General features: G+C 34.1%; 12 protein-coding genes. 2 read left to right on the plus strand and 10 right to left on the minus strand.

What is annotated here, in order from left to right:
- Nucleotides 1-13: 13 nt before the first annotated feature.
- Nucleotides 14-2,959, minus strand: a complete 2,946-nt coding sequence (locus tag IPK88_02650) for a hypothetical protein (protein ID MBK8242300.1) — start codon at nucleotides 2,957-2,959, stop codon at nucleotides 14-16.
- Between the two features lie 368 nt (nucleotides 2,960-3,327).
- Here IPK88_02650 and IPK88_02655 point away from each other — a divergent pair, with 368 nt between their 5' ends.
- Entirely contained in the window at nucleotides 3,328-3,675 is a 348-nt protein-coding gene (locus IPK88_02655; protein ID MBK8242301.1) for a 4Fe-4S dicluster domain-containing protein, read from the plus strand.
- A 39-nt stretch (nucleotides 3,676-3,714) separates the two neighbouring features.
- On the opposite strand, the gene IPK88_02660 is transcribed toward IPK88_02655, so the two are convergent.
- From IPK88_02660 to IPK88_02690, 7 genes are all read right to left on the minus strand, one after another.
- Nucleotides 3,715-6,135: a T9SS type A sorting domain-containing protein gene (locus tag IPK88_02660; protein MBK8242302.1), complete on the minus strand. Its 2,421-nt coding sequence runs from the start codon at nucleotides 6,133-6,135 to the stop codon at nucleotides 3,715-3,717.
- A 147-nt stretch (nucleotides 6,136-6,282) separates the two neighbouring features.
- Nucleotides 6,283-10,287: a S8 family serine peptidase gene (locus IPK88_02665; protein MBK8242303.1), complete on the minus strand. Its 4,005-nt coding sequence runs from the start codon at nucleotides 10,285-10,287 to the stop codon at nucleotides 6,283-6,285.
- 1 nt (nucleotide 10,288) lies between these two features.
- Nucleotides 10,289-10,831, minus strand: coding sequence for a hypothetical protein (locus tag IPK88_02670; protein MBK8242304.1), 543 nt, complete (start codon nucleotides 10,829-10,831; stop codon nucleotides 10,289-10,291).
- 88 nt (nucleotides 10,832-10,919) lie between these two features.
- A complete protein-coding gene (locus tag IPK88_02675; GenBank protein ID MBK8242305.1) occupies nucleotides 10,920-11,579 on the minus strand; it encodes a hypothetical protein in 660 nt (219 codons plus the stop codon).
- A 9-nt stretch (nucleotides 11,580-11,588) separates the two neighbouring features.
- A complete protein-coding gene (locus IPK88_02680; protein ID MBK8242306.1) occupies nucleotides 11,589-12,107 on the minus strand; it encodes an archaeosortase/exosortase family protein in 519 nt (172 codons plus the stop codon).
- Between the two features lie 255 nt (nucleotides 12,108-12,362).
- Complete coding sequence (locus tag IPK88_02685) at nucleotides 12,363-13,103, minus strand: hypothetical protein (protein ID MBK8242307.1); 741 nt, start codon at nucleotides 13,101-13,103, stop codon at nucleotides 12,363-12,365.
- A gap of 24 nt (nucleotides 13,104-13,127) precedes the next feature.
- Nucleotides 13,128-13,511: a hypothetical protein gene (locus IPK88_02690; protein ID MBK8242308.1), complete on the minus strand. Its 384-nt coding sequence runs from the start codon at nucleotides 13,509-13,511 to the stop codon at nucleotides 13,128-13,130.
- A 69-nt stretch (nucleotides 13,512-13,580) separates the two neighbouring features.
- On the opposite strand from IPK88_02690, the gene IPK88_02695 reads away from it, so the two are divergent.
- The gene (locus IPK88_02695; GenBank protein MBK8242309.1) at nucleotides 13,581-13,733 is read left to right on the plus strand and encodes a hypothetical protein; all 153 of its coding nucleotides are present in this window, start codon (nucleotides 13,581-13,583) and stop codon (nucleotides 13,731-13,733) included.
- 454 nt (nucleotides 13,734-14,187) lie between these two features.
- On the opposite strand, the gene IPK88_02700 is transcribed toward IPK88_02695, so the two are convergent.
- Together IPK88_02700 and IPK88_02705 are read right to left on the minus strand one after the other, a co-directional pair.
- Complete coding sequence (locus tag IPK88_02700; protein ID MBK8242310.1) at nucleotides 14,188-16,371, minus strand: TonB-dependent receptor; 2,184 nt, start codon at nucleotides 16,369-16,371, stop codon at nucleotides 14,188-14,190.
- A 441-nt stretch (nucleotides 16,372-16,812) separates the two neighbouring features.
- Complete coding sequence (locus tag IPK88_02705) at nucleotides 16,813-18,177, minus strand: vanadium-dependent haloperoxidase (GenBank protein ID MBK8242311.1); 1,365 nt, start codon at nucleotides 18,175-18,177, stop codon at nucleotides 16,813-16,815.
- Between the last annotated feature and the right edge of the window lie 83 nt (nucleotides 18,178-18,260).

Genomic DNA, 18,260 nt, shown 5'->3' on the forward strand with positions numbered 1-18,260 from the left:
ATTGGATCTATTATTATTTTTCCCGATCTTCCTGACGCGTTACTACCTTTCCAAAAGATGCATCCAAGTGGTCCATATCTATATCATATCGACAATCCACATACACATCTGGTGGGCAACTAATCGTAGGTACATCTTTGTCCTGAACTTCCACACTCACCATACATACACTAGCGTTTCCACTCGCATCTATAGCTCTAAACGCTACCATCCATGATGCTCCTACATCCTCACAACAAAATCCAACTTCCGGACCCCAATCATCTGCTCCAACTATGCCACATCTGTTGTCATCCATTCTTCGCACTTCGAAATGATGCAAATGACATTCATCAAAACTTCCATCATCAAATACTTCTGCAGGCACCCAATTGACTCCCGCATCATTCAACGATACTACTGTGCGTCTTTCGCAGATCGCTACAGGTTCTGTTTCGTCCTTCACGGTTACCAATAAAGTATCTATCGTCACATTGTAACAATTATCATAGATTCGATAAACTATAGTATCCACTCCTACTGGCAATAACACTCGTCCACCATTTTTATTAACCAATATTCCTCCTGGATATTCTACATCTGTTCGCAATACTTTATGACATGCATCATAAGCATCTACTGGTGGTAATTCGATATCTGCATAACATGACTTATGACTCGTCGTCGCATGAAAATCATAAGGCGCATGAGTAATAATAGGTCCCTCTATATCCTTGATTTGTATAAATTGTTGGAAGGTTCTGATCAGTTCCTGATTACACCACCATTCTCTGACTCGCCATGTTCGCATGATCTTATGTGTACATGCGATCTCTCCCAAATCCTGGTCTGTATAATCTACATAGAGATTACAATTAAAATTGACTGTTGGCCAAATCCCAACTTTATCCAAATAAGGAATATCCGTAATATATGGACTAGGATTACCATTTTCATCCACTCTTAGTGAGTCCTGACAATACAAAATAATATTTTGTTCTGGAAAAACGATAGCATCAATATTTGGCCGTCTTACCAATATATTTTGACTGCAGGTATCGCTTACGTTACCTTGTGCATCTGTAGACACCCATTTACGAATGACTCGTTTGATGTAATAAGTATCACAACTTATATTCTGGACCAGCTCATCAAGCAATGTAACTGTATATCTGCTGCAATCTTCTACTGTAGCAGGATTAACACTTGTTTCAAGTTCAAAACAACTCATGGTATCATTGCGACAAATAATCTCAGGGGATAGTTTGTCTTCAATAATTACATCACTCCAACATGAATTACCTGTTGTCTGATCTCTTACTGTTGCTATGATATGTTGACCTAAGTAATGCGAATCAATTGGGTTAGGAATGGGTTTTCCGTAATGTGTTAAATTAACTTCAAACACATCGTAACAATTATAAGGCCCGGTCAATAACATCTGAGGTGTTATCCTTACCTGACAATCTTGATCTAAGGATACATTTATATTTTTACAAGAAATACTAGTAGAACCAATAACATTTACGTCAAAACTACACGTCGATGTTTGACCAATGGCATCGGTTACCATATACACGTTAGTGGTTACTCCGGGTGGAAAAGGATTCCCTGAAGGGATACCAGATACTAATTTAGTTTGGACACCCCCTTCAATTTCTACAATATACCTTCTGAATAACAATGAGGGTGAATCCCACCATGTTCCTGAATTAAATAAATCTAAAAACCATATGAAATCCCCTGGGACTACTCCAGGTTGAAACAATCCCCAATTGGTATAATTGACAGGCTCACCTGTAGTCCATTTATACTGTCCTTGACTTGGTGAATATCGCATACCTAACCAATATTGATTGGATCCAATACCATTCCCGGGTAATAATGGATTAGCAAAAGGAATGTTATTAGTTAAAAAAGAATTTTCAGCTGCATCCTGAATGGTGACCAGATGACCACCCGCCTGAGCTGCTAGCAGATTAGCTGTCAACCAATGTACATGATTTGCAGTGGCCGGATCAGATATATAATATGTATTTCCATTATATTCTCCGATAAACTGAAGACCCGGTAAATTTAAACCTGTATTAATACAATTATCATTTCCCTCTACATTGTAACAAAATACCCGGTTACAATCCATGGTATCTAACAATATATCCACACTTGGAGGGCAAGTTATGGTTGGTGGGGCATCCGTTAATATAACTGTAAAATTGCAAAAGCTTTCATTCCCTGAGCAATCCTTTATGGAATAAGAAACGGGATAAGTCCCCGCTAGGACGGGTGTCCCATTGTCTGCACCCGGAGATGTTTCTGGTGTAGGGCCTAATATTTGTTGGATCAATAAATCATCATATACGAAATTACTAATCGTTAATAAAGTTTGTGCTCCCAGGTTATTGGATAGAACACGAAAGCAGAATACATCACCCAATACGAAATTAACCTTGACGTCACCTGAAGCATTAATAACATTATTATTGGGTGTCAATTGATGTGGCGTACCATTAAGCAAGTAAAAGGCATGATCCCCAGCAAATGATGTAGAAAAACCTGTCTTTCTAGCTGCCCAATGGAAACTAAATGAACCATTACAAAGAGGACGGATACAAAAATCTGCATAGGTGGAACCAATACCTGTGTTCGTTCCCTTAATTCTTATGGAATCAGGAGCAAAACTGGTAAATAAGGCACCTGTTCCATTGGATGCTGAAGACCAATTGCCGAATGCAACAGAATTAGTAAATCCATTGGTAATAGTTTGACAGGCGTCTGTAGCAGTCGGAATAGGCCAATATAATGAAGGTGTACATCTTCCCTGATCTATCGAAACTTCGAAATCGGAAGGGCAAGTTAATACGGTAGGCGGAGTAACATCTTGATTACATTGTGCATGAAGGGTATTTGAATCATTTAAAATAGATGCAAATACAAATAAAATCCATGTAATGTGTGTAATAAGTCTAGAACAAGTCATAAATCTGCGTTTGTGAATAATCTAAAACGCTAAATGACAATCTGGTCTAAACGACTTTACTTATTTTGGGGGGTTAAATACAGCGCAAATATAATGATTTTTTATATATCAAAATATATTTAATATAATATTTTAAAAAATATCAAAAAATAATTTTAAAGAATTAATTTTCAATAATTTATAAATATATTTTTATTGCTTATCTGAAGTTAAAACCTAAAAAATCTGTTCCATTATGATTTCAAAAGTGACTAGAGTTAATATTTCTTCTAAAAAATCTTCGAAATTCCTAACCTTTAGTCAAGTATTATGTTTACCCAGTAATTGAGTAAATAACCATTTTTAAGCCTTTATAAAGCAATCTAACTATGGCAATCATAATTACCGACGAATGTATTAATTGTGGCGCATGTGAACCTGAATGCCCAAATAATGCCATTTATGAAGGTGGTATGGAATGGGCTATGTCCGAAGGAAATACCTTACAAGGATTCTACCAACTCTCTTCCGGTGAATCTTTAGATGTTCATAAAAAAAACACCCCTGTTTCCAACGATTACTATTTTATTGTACCTGATAAATGTACTGAGTGTGTTGGATTTCATGAAGAACCTCAGTGCGCTGCTGTTTGTCCGGTAGATTGTTGTGTTCCGGATCCTGATAGAAAGGAATCACAAGAGGTACTCCTTAAGCGAAAGGGAGATTTGCATTTATAATATTTCTGATAAATTACTCAAAATTGGGCTTGGATACCCTCATTCGCTTTTGATCACAGTAAATACCCTTTTTAGGTTTCCGGCAACAACTTCTATAAAATAGATTCCCGGATTTAGATCAGTAATATCAATATTATCCCTATCCAACATATTTTCTTCTTTTATTAATTGTCCAATAGCGTTAAATATCAAACACCTTGAATAATGAGTTTCAAACGATTTATAATTCAGTATTCCTAGTGTTGGATTAGGATAAAAAATAAATGGGTTATGTCCAATTAGCTCGTCAACCTTTGTAGCAACTGATTTTTCTAACCTAAATAATTTCTCAACATTACCTAAACAATGAACTTGACCATCTGCGGTTAATATTTTAATTTGGTCTAGTTTTAATTTTGTGAATTGTATCGCATCCGTATTATTTCCCAAATATTGAATTTTGATTTTAGTATTAATTAATTCATTAATACTGCTGTCTTTATTCGTTATGGCCATAGAAAAATAATTTCTTTTTTCAAACCTATTATTCCTAATTTCGTTAAAATATAAAGCATAATTATTAATCCCATATTCAATGGATGTCTCAGGCAAAAGAACTTCAACAAATTTATTATCATAACTTACTTCAAAACTGACACCTATGATGCTGTCATGTCTAAAGCTCCAATCTATATATAAAAGATCAGTTGATCTCATGGAGGGCAATGTATCTGATTCTAACTTCGATTTAATTTTAATAAGCTCGTTGGATTGATTGCACAAACTGTTTTCATTAAAATTTGAATTTTTAAATCCAAAAAACCTTTTAATGATATTAACGTCATCAAATGCTATTGTTCCATTTCCATCAGCGTCAACATGTTTTAAATCCGTTGAATCAAATAAATGTACATTCCAATTTTCAGATTCGTTTGGAATCCAAGAATCAATATACTCTCTTATTTTTCCTATTGATAATTTATAGCCAACAGCAATATTGTACAAGTCTTCTTGATTTACAATTCCATCACGATTTGTATCCCCATTCCAAAGACAATCATCTGAACATTTCTCGGAACTACATTTTACTTGAAACCCATCAAAAACACCATAAATGCTGCGTAAAAAAGTAGCGTCCCACTTAGCAATTTCAACGTTTTCCAAATGATTTGCCCCAGGATGTTGAGAATATACGAAAGCATAATGTATTTGTTTTGTTTGTTCAGGGAACAAATATTCAACATGTATACTTGAAATCGTTTTGTAATTTTCCAATGGCATTTTTTCTTTATACATACTCCATTGATTTGATAATTTGGGATTTCCTGAAAAAGCAAAATGTGAATATAAAGTAGACCCTGGATTATATCCATTCCCAAAATTAGTCAAATTAGACCCGTCACGCCAATATCCGAATGAATAATAATGATATTCATTTGTTAACTCAGGGCCGCTCATTCCAAATGGAAAAGTTGTTTTTGTTGGCGATTCAGGATAATACATAAAAGTACTCATAAGATCTGTAAAAAACACACAACTTATAGATCCATTTAAAAAATAATTTAAAGGATCAAAATCACATGACATAGAAGTTGTAGCATCCACTTTATTGGAATTGTATCCGTAAAATGAATTTGTAGAAGGAGAACATCCAATGTAATCATCATCTTCACAACCTAATGCAAAATCTGTTAAAAACGATAGATTAAAATCAAATAATTCTTCATCACCTCTATTTGTAATCCACAATGAATTAAAAATAGTGTGATCAAAAATATCATTTTCACTACATTGATAGGCACAAGTAAGTAAATTAAACTCTATAGCCAAACTATAAGGAATTTTGGGCGGTAAAAAATGAAAAACGGACCAAGAAATTACTGTTGGATTAATATTAATGTCATTAATGTGAATTCGATTATGATTTGGGTAGTCTCCATCATCAGGATTATAAATATCATCTCCGTTATAATCAAAAAAAGGTGCTAAATTATAATCTTGTTTTTTTAATTTAAATCCATTATACTTTTCAAAATATGGATTTCCTTTACCAGGCCAAGAATAAATTGAATTAATCCGATTATCAATTATTGAATTATCCCAATAATCTTTTTTATGGTTTTGAATTTCGCTATCAAAAACTTGCCAAGATTTGTTAAAATGCTTTGCCTCTAGTGAATCAAAAGGATCAAGTTTATCATACAATGGCCCTGGATGGGTGTATAATGGATCAAGCGTATTGTAAAAAACACCTCTTGCATCTTGCACACAAATATAAAAATCAAACTTTTTAATCAAACTTACGATGCTCCCATTACTTTGAACAAGTTGTAAAAAAGGTTTGTCATTGGTATCATTCCCAATATTAGGTGTTCCATTTTGACGCAATTTATTTACTTGTATTGAATTGATATTTGGTTGAGCCTCGACAAGAAACAATTGAAATGTTAAAATAAAAATAAATATTATATTCTTGAACATAACTTAGGAATATTAATTATACAAACGTCATAAAAAATTAAACGCTGCTTGAATTAAATTTCCTAAATTTAAATTATAAAGTTTCTAAAGATGCAACACCTCTTTAGTTTCACTTTACTTTAAAAAAAAACTAACTTTATATTTACCCTATTCCGTCTTCTCAAATTTCACGGTCTGTCTGGAAATTCCACTATTCATTTCCAATATATACATACCATTGGCTAGCATTTTAGTATCGAGTTCTATCTGATATTCAGGTTTATTAAAATGTATGGTGCGTATCGTCTTTCCGGTAATCGAACTAATCTTAATATAATGAATATACTCATTACTTTTAACCATCATCTGATGTTGTGTTGGATTGGGATAGATCAGCACACTTGTTTTGGATTCATCCTGATTGGACACAGGAGTTAAGTCCACTTCTTGTGTCTTGAAAGACGCACCACAAGCATTGGTATTACTCAATTTAACCTGATATTTCTGCGCGGCAGGGAATTGATGAGTTGGATTTATTTCAGTACTACTGCTGTTATCTCCAAATTCCCACAATACATCTTTGATGTAAGTTGAGTTGTTTTGAAAACGTACACCATTATTCAACTCTTTAATAAAAGAAAAATTGGCATTAGAATTACCAAATACTTCAATCTGTCTAACATCAACATAAGTGAAACTCAAATATTTCACAGATAAAGTAATGGTCTTTTTTCCCGGTAAACTATATTGTACACTATTTGGTCCTGCAACTGTTGATGTTCTAGGAATTGCATACTCACCAAAGTCCCATGCATAAGTTGCACTTGGCAATTGAACGGTATTGTAAAGGATTTCTTTACTGGTACATACTTCATTAAGATTTCTTCCTAATTGGACAACTTCAGTTTCATTTGTTTTTTCTTTTACATGGATATTATCTATAAACATATTGCCTTCTAACCCTCTCAAATATTTAAATTTCACTGTGATTTTTTTACCTTTGAAAGAACTCAAATCATAGGCAACAGTTCGCCAGTTCGAAGCAGCAAATGGAACCCAATTGAATCTGCTACTGGTATCCACTGTATATAGACTTGGGCCTCCTGATGCAAAAATTCTTTGAGTCAAGGTTTTACCTTCACACACGGTTTGTACCTCTACATACAATGAGTCATGGTAGGTCGTATATTCTAATTGTTTATGATAAGCATAATCAAAATAGAGATATGGATTTATTGCTGTTGATAAATCTATAGTATTCGTATAAAAATCAACATTAAATCCTAAATAATTAAATACCGAATTATTAAATTGAATAACATTACTGGGTTGTCCTGATTTATTTTTCTGACTCTTAACTTGCCATGCAGAAGCTGGTATTGCATTGACCACTTCCCAAGTAGCAGGAAATGATACCTGATCAAAATTTTCTAGCATAGGATAAACGCCAATTGGATCATTGATCAAACGATTATCAACAGTAATTGAAGTTGTATCATTATATGGGTTTTGATCAGTAGCTAATTGTATCCAGATTGGAATATTTTTCTTGCCATTAAAATCAAGATGTATACCATTATTCAGCGTGATTGTAACAGAATCATTATAATCCAACACACTTGTCACAGGCTCTGATATTAAATTATTCTGATCATAATATTGTATCGAAAAATTTGAAATCGTATGTCGGTATCTATTTTGAATAGTTACCTTAGGATAAATTATAGTTTGATTTCCACAGCTGACATAGGTATTATCAAACGATTCATTTGTAGGTCTTATTGAAATATCATCAGTTATAGTACAAGCTATTAATGTATCCGGAATTTTAATTGCTTTGGTTCTTCTACTCAATGCAGATCCAGTATATCCTGCTACTGAGAACCACCAATCTTTTCTTGGATCATCTATAGGTATAATGGCGAATGTATCGGTGACTTTCATAAATGGATACATAAATTGTTCACCTATAGCATATACAATAAAACTATCTTTCTTGGTTCTATTCCAAGTTAGAATTAATTCATTCGGACAATATTTCTTCGCTTTTACTCCAGTCACCGCATTGGTAATGGTAAAAAATCCACTTCGATCTATTTCATTACCTTGTATGACTTCCATTAAACAAGAATCAGAATTAATTCCAAGTGGTACGGTCCAAGTTCCCAACCTTACACCCGACAAATAATTTTTTATATTGGACCAGGTTCTACCGCCATTGGATGAAAAACGCACTTTTATACTATCGCTTCCATAAGCTGTAAAATAAAGGTTCGTAGATTCTAACGAGGTGAATTTTTCTCCACCTATTGGGGAAGTAAGTCTGAGTGCTTTGTCTTCTAATTCATACAATAAATAAAAGGGTACCTGATTATCCGGTAAAAACTTTCCTTTAATACGAATTTTATAAGTTCCTGAAACGGGAAAAGAAATACTTACTTGCTCAAAATTATTTAAGGTATCGATACCAGGTTGTGCATCCAAACCTAAGGTATTTGGATCAGACGTAGGATTGCTTATTAGGGGCAATATTGTGGTTCCCGTAGGATTAATAACCTCCATATCGATATCATTAATGAGCACCTTTTTAGCTAATAGTGATGACTCTTTTTCTGCCCAATAAATCATGAATTTAGCTTTTGCAATCCCAGGGGGAACTTGGATTTCAATTTCTTTGATTTCTTGTTGATTTATATTCAGTTTTTGGTATCGTTTTTCTTCTAACAATTTGTAGGCTCTATATGCGTCAATCATACCATAACCAAAAGTAAAATCAGGCCCTATCGGACCAATATCTGTTGCCGTATTCATTAAAGTAGCTTTAATTAAAGCAGCTTCCGGATTTTGTCCATTGAATTTTTTATAAGCCTGATAAAGTAATGCTGAAGTACCTGCTACACCTGGACATGCCGCGGAGGTACCACCTCCTACTTGATATGCATTACCATTTAAGGTGGACAATTCTCCATTACCCCTGGCCGATACATCTGGCTTTAATCGGCCATCTTTTGTCGGTCCCCTGCTTGAAGTTGGATCTATCGTTCCACCTATCATGACGTTAGCCACAGTGATTACATTCTTACCGATTTTATGTCCTCCGGTTATATTTCCCCATTGTGTTCCAGCACCATATCCGCAATCAGATCCATTAGCATTTCCTGCAGAAAAAACATGAAGTAGATTGGGGTTATCATACAGTTGTTTATCCACGATTTGTGTGATGGCCGTATATCCAGCATTACACCCATTACTGTATGAATTATTAGTTATAACTACACCTTGTTTTTGATGGAGATTTAATGTTTGGTCTAAGAAATCATCCTGATAATTAATCACAAATAATTTAGCTGCAGGAGCCATACCAGAAATTAAAGGATCAATATTTCCTGCACCACAAGCTATACCACTTGTCATATCACCATGTGTTCCATCCTGACCATATACATCATTGGTGATTCTTCCTTTAAAGTCAATATGAGGCCCAACAAAGCCATCATCCCTAACGCAAATGGACACACCTTCCCCATCTAGAAATAAATTCTCTTTAAAATTAGCACTAATTTGATTTACCCTATGAAGCGAACGTCCTTCGCGATCTTCCGGTTGACCCGGTGCAGGTTTGCAGGCTATATATTCGATCCAAGGTAAGTTCGCTAAATCAGCAACTTTTTTAGGATCATAATCCGTATAAAAGATTCTATCCAGGTTTGATTGTTTAATCAATTGAAGACCTGATTGATCACACAAGGAACTTAACAATGCATCACTAATATGAGGCATATATTTAATGATGTAGGTACCATAATTTGGATTATTTGTACATCCTACACCATTTGAAAATTCATCAGACATTTTCTGTTTCGGATCCACCGCATAGGATGAAATCATTAATTTATTTGTAGACCGATTTTGAATAGTTTGTTGTATCGTACATAAGTATGTTGTACCACTAATATAAGCGTCAACCCATATACCTTCGCGGCTCAAATCCAATTTCTCTTCTTGTGACAATAGGTGTTTAAACTGAACCATTCTATAATATTGATGATCGACTTGATCTGTTGCATTTGCTTGTACAAATGGTTGTTCAAAGGGATTGGATAATCTTTGAGCATTTATGGAATGATAAACCACAAAGATTAGCACACAAGAAATGAATTTTAAAAACTGCATATTAATTGGTTTTAGCGTCATGAATATAGTCCTCCTTAACTAAACTGACCATCTTTATACAAGGATGGTCCAATAAAGGTAATATATTTCTCTTTTGAACTTCCATTTTATAAAAATCATCATTACTTGAGATGATTAATCCATAATCATTTAATTCATCCTTGGACAAAGGGCCAATAGTTTGAATAAGAATAAGACAATTGCTATTATCATCTGCCTTAATATCTCTTACTAAAAGACCTCCGGCCAATTTATCATCCGGCGAAAATGGAATTAAAGTTCGGATTGCAGTCTTATTTAAATTTTTTTTGTCCCATGATTTATACCATAGTCCTAAATAAATATTTTCAAAAATAAAATCTTGAATCAATAATCCTTGTAAGGCCAATTGATTTTTTTCTTCAGTTGAAATGCTACGCTTAAATTCAATTCTACCATAGGTATATTGTCCACACTTCTTTTCTGTAAGTTGGGTCATTTGATGGCTGACTTTACAAAACGATAAACTCAAGGACATCATGATCAAAAAAACTAAAAATTTCATATACTTAGATTTCATAATAATACTAGTTGTTTAGAAGGTGAATTGGATTAAATGATACAAAAATAGGAACAACTGAGAACTCAGATATTTATAGGGATTTACTTTTAAATAACGACTCGAATACATTTGTAAAGGTACTATATCTAAAACCAAATATCAACCAGAGCATAAACCCTATAAAAATACTTAAACCCAAGCTTAAAAACGAAATAAATCGGCTTAAAAAGTTCATCATATTATCCGATAATTCATAAATCCCAATTTGAGAATTAGAGATCGTAAATAAGGTCAAAATGATGATTTTAGTTAATACAAATAAAATTAATATCGCCAATGAAATACCCAATCCCTTCCATTTCCTATGATTTGGAATTGGACTTCCTATAAATAACGCAATAACAAAAATCAGTGGTACAATAAACATTTCAAACAGAAAAAACTGAGTAGAATAACTTGGGATTTTAGCATACTGATTGTGGGTAAGCTTTGCTTCTTCGATGGCTTTGTTGATCAATATAGGATTGCCATATACCAAATACATTTTATCGGGTTCAGGTTTTTTAGTTTGTTCATTTACCACATCCTGAGATTCTATAAATGAAGAAGGGAGTGAGATTTCTATGATCCAGGTGGTCAGCGATTTTAATGCCGGATAAATGGTATTTGCTACAGGTTTTTGTCCCGACAAAAAAGTTAAAAGCGCATATAAAACGATAAAAATAATCACGAACCGAACTATTGCTACCATATCAAATGATTATGTTTTTGATGAAATCTGATTAACCCAAATTAACCATAAGCACACAGCAATGATAATAAAAATAACAACACCTCCGTGCAAATGCAAAAACTCAAATCCCTGTGGCCAATATATGCCAGCAAGATAAAGACCCGCTATCCTCATAATATTCAATACGCCAAGTATGAGTACACCGGTAATCAATCCTTTCCACTTATCCTTTAAGGCTACCATTGGAAATGCCAGAATCGCAAAAACATAAATGGCTGTAGCTTCCATGCCATCGCAACCATCTTTAATACTCACTCGAAATTGTTCCCCTAATATTCCATCTCCCATCGCTTGAGTCTTGAATCCGAGTAGGTTCAAAAACGCATTAGCTAAAAAGGCTTGTCCACTTAACAGGGGTGTCATGATATAAGTCTCATAAAGGGATGATTTGTAAACCATATAAAAAACCAACATCATTCCAATGAACCCTATTAAAAAACGATACACAGGTTGAGTTGATTTCCATCTTTCTAATAATGCAGACATAATTGATTAAAACTAGATTAAATAAAAAAAGGCCGATGCAAAAATACATCGACCTTTATATGTTTTAATAATACTAACTTATCTTAATTTTTATTAAAAATCATGAGAACATGAATGAGATAAGCTAAGATTGGGACAGTAACTATCATTCCAATAATATCTGCTGTAGTATATTCACCCCAGATTAAGTAGATCATTATCCACCCTAGGATTGCTAAGAAGCAAGATATCCAGAATGCTTTGTCGTAAACTTGCTTAACGAACGGAAGTCTCATTAGCATTTCTGCGAGACATGTTGTAAACAGTAACAACTCCCAATGTGATTAAGATTAATCCGAATAAGAATAATCCCCATTGAGTCATAGTTGGAACTGGAGTACCACCTAAAGTAAGTACTTTCAAACATTCAGCACCAACACAACCGATACTAGCTTTTCCACCAGTAGCGTTTTGAATGTCAAGATTGAATGTATTTCTTGCACCGTTATTGTTTCCTAAGAATACTGTGAAGTCAGAACAAGCTGGTACTTCAACACCATAAGAAACGTTAGTACCCATACATACAGGACCAGGAGAACCCATGTTATCAGTATAACAAGGAGCACCAGTTGCAGTCCATAACAAAACTGGACCAGTACCCATATATGTAAAAGTAATGTTACATCCAGCTGCTGCTGCTGCTGTCCAAACCACTTTAATACACTGAGGAGTCAATAAAGTATTTTTGAAAGCGAATGTTTCATAATATGGAGCAAAGTAACCTGGGTTAGTACATCCACCTGTTGGGCAAGCTGAAGCACCAGTTGTCAAAGGAACACCTACGTTTCCAACTAAGTTTGCAGTTTTCCATCCTGGATCAGCACAAGGATATTTAGCAGGTTTTGATCCGTTCATTCCAGTTGTGATAGGGAATATAGATCCACCACCTCCGCCGCCAGCTAACACTAAGTTCACTGATACGATAACAGTAAGTATGATTGATAATAGTTTTTTCATGATTTGGTTTTTTTTAAGATTTTATTAATTAAGAAGTCCTTCGTGAACTTGGCGAAGAGCCTCGTTAAAGTTATTCACAGTTAAAGGTACGTTTGACAAAGGTACAAGGAATTGATTTGTTGTATTAACGAAAATGTGCATTTCGTTAGCATTCAAATCGAAAGTATAAGTGATACCTCTAGTAGAAGTAACATTGATATACTTTTGGAAATAATTGATTGCTTGCTGATATGACGCAAGACCGAATCTTGAGATATCCGCAACATATTCAGGAGCAACATCATTTGCTGTAGCATCCAGAATAATAAGACCGTCTGCTGTTACAGTAGCAGGTCGAGTTTGAGCATTTACGCCTAGGTTTAAGCATAAAAGCAGTAGAAAAGCTAGAATTTTAAACATACTATTCATGATTTTGGTTTTAAAAATTATAATCTAATAAAAGTCTCTGGGGAAGATAACCGCAATCTGAATAAAATAATGATAGACGTTTATATCATTTACTCTAAGGATTGGCTTGGTTATCTGTCCATCGTGTCAGAAAAACAAATTCATTCCTATGAAGTAAATGAGTTTGGTTTAATGAACAACAATGTCTCTACAGAACCGAAGGCAAAAGTAGTTAGGCTTTAATATCAAATATATACTTGGTAAAAGGTATTTTTAATATTAACAAATACTGTAATATTTATTAGCCTTTAATAAGCCGACTTAATATTCCAATATTCTAATTACAAAACTTTATTTGCCAATTTGATTCTAATATATTTCAAATTCAATAAATCAGAACATTTCTGATACTCCTGAAATTGAACATATTATAGGTTCAATGCGAAGGTAATACATTAAGCTAAATATGCCTAATATCTTATTAAAAATATTTCAAACAACTTTTAAATATATGTATATCAATAGTTTAGTTAAAAAATCAAAAAATAATTTATATATAAAATATATACATACCAAGACATCAACGCCATACTTTTAAGCGTTTAGAGTATTGGGCACATTGATTTTCAGGCTACCAAATTCACACCTAAGGCTGTTGTCAAAGCCAATTTGATAGTATTTAAGTGCATTTATGTTATTATATCTTTATCGATACCGTTCCGGAAAATGTTCTTCCATCAGAAGGCCATATTCCAGGTCCCGGGTAAAATTGAGGACGCTTGGTAAAATAATGTATGTCAAACAGATTGTTTACATTAATCTGCAATTTGATCGAATTGGATATTTTAAATGCCAAGTTCAGATCCACTAACTGGTAGGACGGTACCAATCCAGTAGCACCCGTAGAAGATGGTAATACTGCATTTAGTGCATCAGCATAACTATCTGATGTATAACTATATAGTACAGATAGGCTATAATCAGAGTAAGTGAATGTCAATCCATTTCTGGAAATCCATGCCGGTACACTTTCTACCTTGTTTCCTTCAATACTTACATTAGCGTTTCCGGATCTAAGGGTGGCATTATGATACTTAGCATCCATAAAAGACGTAGACGTAAATAAAGACAACATGCAATTTTTGCTTACAGAAATATCACCTTGCAGAAACATCTCCAGACCTGAAGTTCTAGAATCCCCTATATTGGTTCTGAAGATAATTAAATTACCTGAACTGTCTGATTGAGCTAAAGTTCCTAAGCGATTGTTGTATTGCAAATTAAATGCGTTGACATCCCATTTTATGTGATTCCACTTGCCTCTGAATCCAAGTTCTAGATTATAACCATAAGCATCTTTTAGATTTTTGTCCGAGATTTCGTAGATCGATGCCGGAATGATATCCTTAAAAATAACCGGTCGATAAGCCTGGGACCAGCCAGCGTAAATATTAATGTCTTTAGTAAAGTCATATTGACTTCCTAGACCAAACAAAGGAAACTGATGTTCAATAGTATTCGGCAAGGCAGTATCGGCATAATACACGATAACACCAGTGAAATCAGTTTTACCAATTTCCAATCTAGCTCCAGCATTCACTGAAAACTTTTTAGTAAACATCCACCTGTTTTCTACAAAAGCAGCTACATTGCTGGTTTTGTAATTTAAGTCTCTACCCCATCCCGGAGTTACTAAACTTAAATCAAAATCGCTTCCAGTAGTCCCCTTTCCTTGTTGCTGGCGATGTAAATTGTTATTCATGAATTGCACTCCAATTGTGAATGTACTGGACTGGTGCATCATCTTATAAGAATGTAACAACCTGAGTTCATTGGTATAACTATTAAAATGATCAATATCCACTTGTCTATTATTGTATTGTAATGTGGCTGGAACAATATTATCTGGTGTCGTGGCTGGTTTATCAAAAAGTACGCTATTTCTTGAACCAATGACTGCTGAACTTGTAAACTTCAATTGAGTTTTTAGATTGAGCTTCCAATCCATGACAAAGGAAGGAACATGGATGTTAGGATTATAATAATTTCTAGCCCGGGTGGACATTTTAGGATCAATCGCAAACATGCTATCTGTTAGTGGACCTGCAAGATGGGTAACATAATTGGAGTGGGTCCATTCCAATTTGAAATTAAGATTCTTCGACGCATCATAATATAAGGATATGGCTTCTGCATTATAGGCTGCATCACTATTGTCTCGATATCCTGTAATCCACTTTTTATTAGCCCAGGCTGAATATCTGATTTTACCCTTACCACCGGAAATATTGTTGTAAGTACTCACTAAACCATAAGAACCTACTGTATTAATACTTTCCAAGTTAATTATTTTTTGATTATTGGGTTTCTTACTGATATAATTCAACATTCCACCAAATTGTGCTCCATATTGTAAAGAACCTGTACCCCTAACCATCTCAATCCGTTCTACAGCTTCCATGGGAATATTATAATGACTAGCCGGATATCCATACATATCTGAATTGGTAACTATACCATCTTTGCGAATATTAAATTCCCATCCACGATGTGGATCTAACCCTCGGGTCGAAATATTCATTTGATTACCGGTTCCATCCATATCGTAAACAAACACTCCTGGAATTTTAGCAAAAATTTGCCGTCCGTATTTCTCAGTTAGCGCCACATTTTTTTGAGTTAAATCTATGACTTCAGTTTTTTTTCCTGAATAAATGTAAGTACCCTGTATTGGCTCCAAACGCTGTATGTCCTGATTGATTCTTATTGCATCTAAAATAACGGGTTCAAGGATATAAGATTTAATGGTATCTTTATCATTTTGTCCAAATATTACTGATGAAAAATAAATAATTACTGATGTTAAAATAAATTTTTTCATGTTAATCTTTCTTGTTTGCTAAGTAAATTTAGTTACCGAATAATATTGTCATTTAGACCCTACTTATTTTTATTCAAATTAATGAAATCGTATGGTCATATTACTATCATAACCAATTAAAAATCATTAGAAATGTTCAACCAATTCAATGATTTATGAATATTTAGATCAATAAATTTCGTATCAATATTTTAATCTTTTAATTTTTATTGAAATGAATCAAATAACTAGAAGTCATTTTTATAGCTAGCCGAATTTCGCTCATAATTGTATCGATTTAATACTCTGTATTAAACATGAATTAGATTCATAATTAAGCAAATATTGGAATGTAATTTTAAGTAATAATTTAAAATGCCTCAACTGAAAAGATGATAAAAAAAAGAGGCCTTTGAAATAATCAAAGACCTCTAGAATCTATAAATGTTTCAAAATGATGAACTACTTGAACGGTAATTTATTGACTTTTCTACCAATAACATAACCTAGGTCAATCCCAGCTTTACAATCCATTCTCCAGTGAACACCTAGTGGAATACGAGAGTAAGCATTTTCTTCAGCCATTAAATAAAAGTTGGGGTAAAATCTTGGACGACCGATGAATTCTGTTCTACCTTCATGGCAACGATCGTACATTGGAAATTCAATTCCGAAATCAGCTGTTAACACTTCTGCTGCAGCACCACCCATAGTGGAGTGCCCAGAAGGATAAGCAGGAAATGGAGGTGTAATTCCTTTATCTCCGCCTAGAATTGATTTAAAATCAGGATCGATAAATTTACGAATATAAGCTACCGGGCGCTCAATTTGATATTTGTATTTATTGTCCCAACAAGCAACCACCACATCATTTAGAGCCATACCTATTTTAGCATTGGTAAATAAAGCTTTCTCTAAATTTGAATTATCAATGTCATAAACTTGATTGGCAACAGCAAACCATCTTGCCGGAGGGCTGAACGTTAATCCCAACAAATCATCACTCCAAAACTCACCCAACCATTTATCGTCAAAAGTACCTTGTTTTACTAAAGTATAAACTTCAATGGCTTGACCATAATATGGTGATTTTGGATCCTCGCTATAAGCAATCGGTGGAGGGATAATGCGATCAGCTCCATTGATAGCAAATACTCTTCCTTGACCATATTTAGGAAACCATGCTGCTGTTGTTACTAATGGAAAATTAGTTTCTGTGTGATAAATCCCATTTCCAGGAAGAACTTGATAACCTCCTTGTGTTGCGTCTACATTAGAATTATGTACACTTACATCTGATTTTGCCCAATCATAAGTAGCCTTAGCTACAGCTGTTCCCCATGCAATTGAATTATCAATTACATCCTGATTTACTCCTTTTCCATATTTACTTCTAAGATCTTCTTCTGTAGGTAAAATTTTACTCGGAACATCATTTGGAAAAAATTGCTTATACATGTAGGCAGTTGCTGCATTTATTGCCAGTGGATAATTAATGGTTTTTGAAGCATCAAACGCAGGCACATTATATCCTGAATAATTTTTTGCAAGGGATTTGTATCCCGGCATTCCTGAAACTGCTGTCTCATAGGTTGCAAATCCAATATAACCCGCTACACGAGCAATTGGGCATGGACGGAAACCTGCAGCAGTTTTATCCAAATCCAACATGACTGTATTCCAACGGTTGATTACATCATGATCCTTGGTATCTTTTACCAAATTTCCATTAGTAGTGGAGGTTTTATTATCATCTGGATTACAAGAAAATAAAAACCCCATGATGACTACGGTAAGTAATGCAAAAATTTTTGTAGTTTTAAACATATTATTAAAAGTTAAATAATGAAATAAATTTGATCTTAATTCGGCACAAAACTAGTAGAAACAAAGCCCATTCCCTCTTAAAA

This window comes from Candidatus Defluviibacterium haderslevense (assembly GCA_016712225.1).
Lineage (GTDB): Bacteria > Bacteroidota > Bacteroidia > Chitinophagales > Saprospiraceae > Vicinibacter > Vicinibacter haderslevensis.

Bases quoted from the DNA above. Each gene is read 5' to 3' on its own strand.
- IPK88_02650 (MBK8242300.1), bottom strand. From the start codon at position 2,959: ATGACTTGTTCTAGACTTATTACACACATTACATGGATTTTATTTGTA.
- IPK88_02655 (MBK8242301.1), top strand. From the start codon at position 3,328: ATGGCAATCATAATTACCGACGAATGTATTAATTGTGGCGCATGTGAA.
- IPK88_02660 (MBK8242302.1), bottom strand. From the start codon at position 6,135: ATGTTCAAGAATATAATATTTATTTTTATTTTAACATTTCAATTGTTT.
- IPK88_02665 (MBK8242303.1), bottom strand. From the start codon at position 10,287: ATGCAGTTTTTAAAATTCATTTCTTGTGTGCTAATCTTTGTGGTTTAT.
- IPK88_02670 (MBK8242304.1), bottom strand. From the start codon at position 10,831: ATGAAATTTTTAGTTTTTTTGATCATGATGTCCTTGAGTTTATCGTTT.
- IPK88_02675 (MBK8242305.1), bottom strand. From the start codon at position 11,579: ATGGTAGCAATAGTTCGGTTCGTGATTATTTTTATCGTTTTATATGCG.
- IPK88_02680 (MBK8242306.1), bottom strand. From the start codon at position 12,107: ATGTCTGCATTATTAGAAAGATGGAAATCAACTCAACCTGTGTATCGT.
- IPK88_02685 (MBK8242307.1), bottom strand. From the start codon at position 13,103: ATGAAAAAACTATTATCAATCATACTTACTGTTATCGTATCAGTGAAC.
- IPK88_02690 (MBK8242308.1), bottom strand. From the start codon at position 13,511: ATGAATAGTATGTTTAAAATTCTAGCTTTTCTACTGCTTTTATGCTTA.
- IPK88_02695 (MBK8242309.1), top strand. From the start codon at position 13,581: ATGATAGACGTTTATATCATTTACTCTAAGGATTGGCTTGGTTATCTG.
- IPK88_02700 (MBK8242310.1), bottom strand. From the start codon at position 16,371: ATGAAAAAATTTATTTTAACATCAGTAATTATTTATTTTTCATCAGTA.
- IPK88_02705 (MBK8242311.1), bottom strand. From the start codon at position 18,177: ATGTTTAAAACTACAAAAATTTTTGCATTACTTACCGTAGTCATCATG.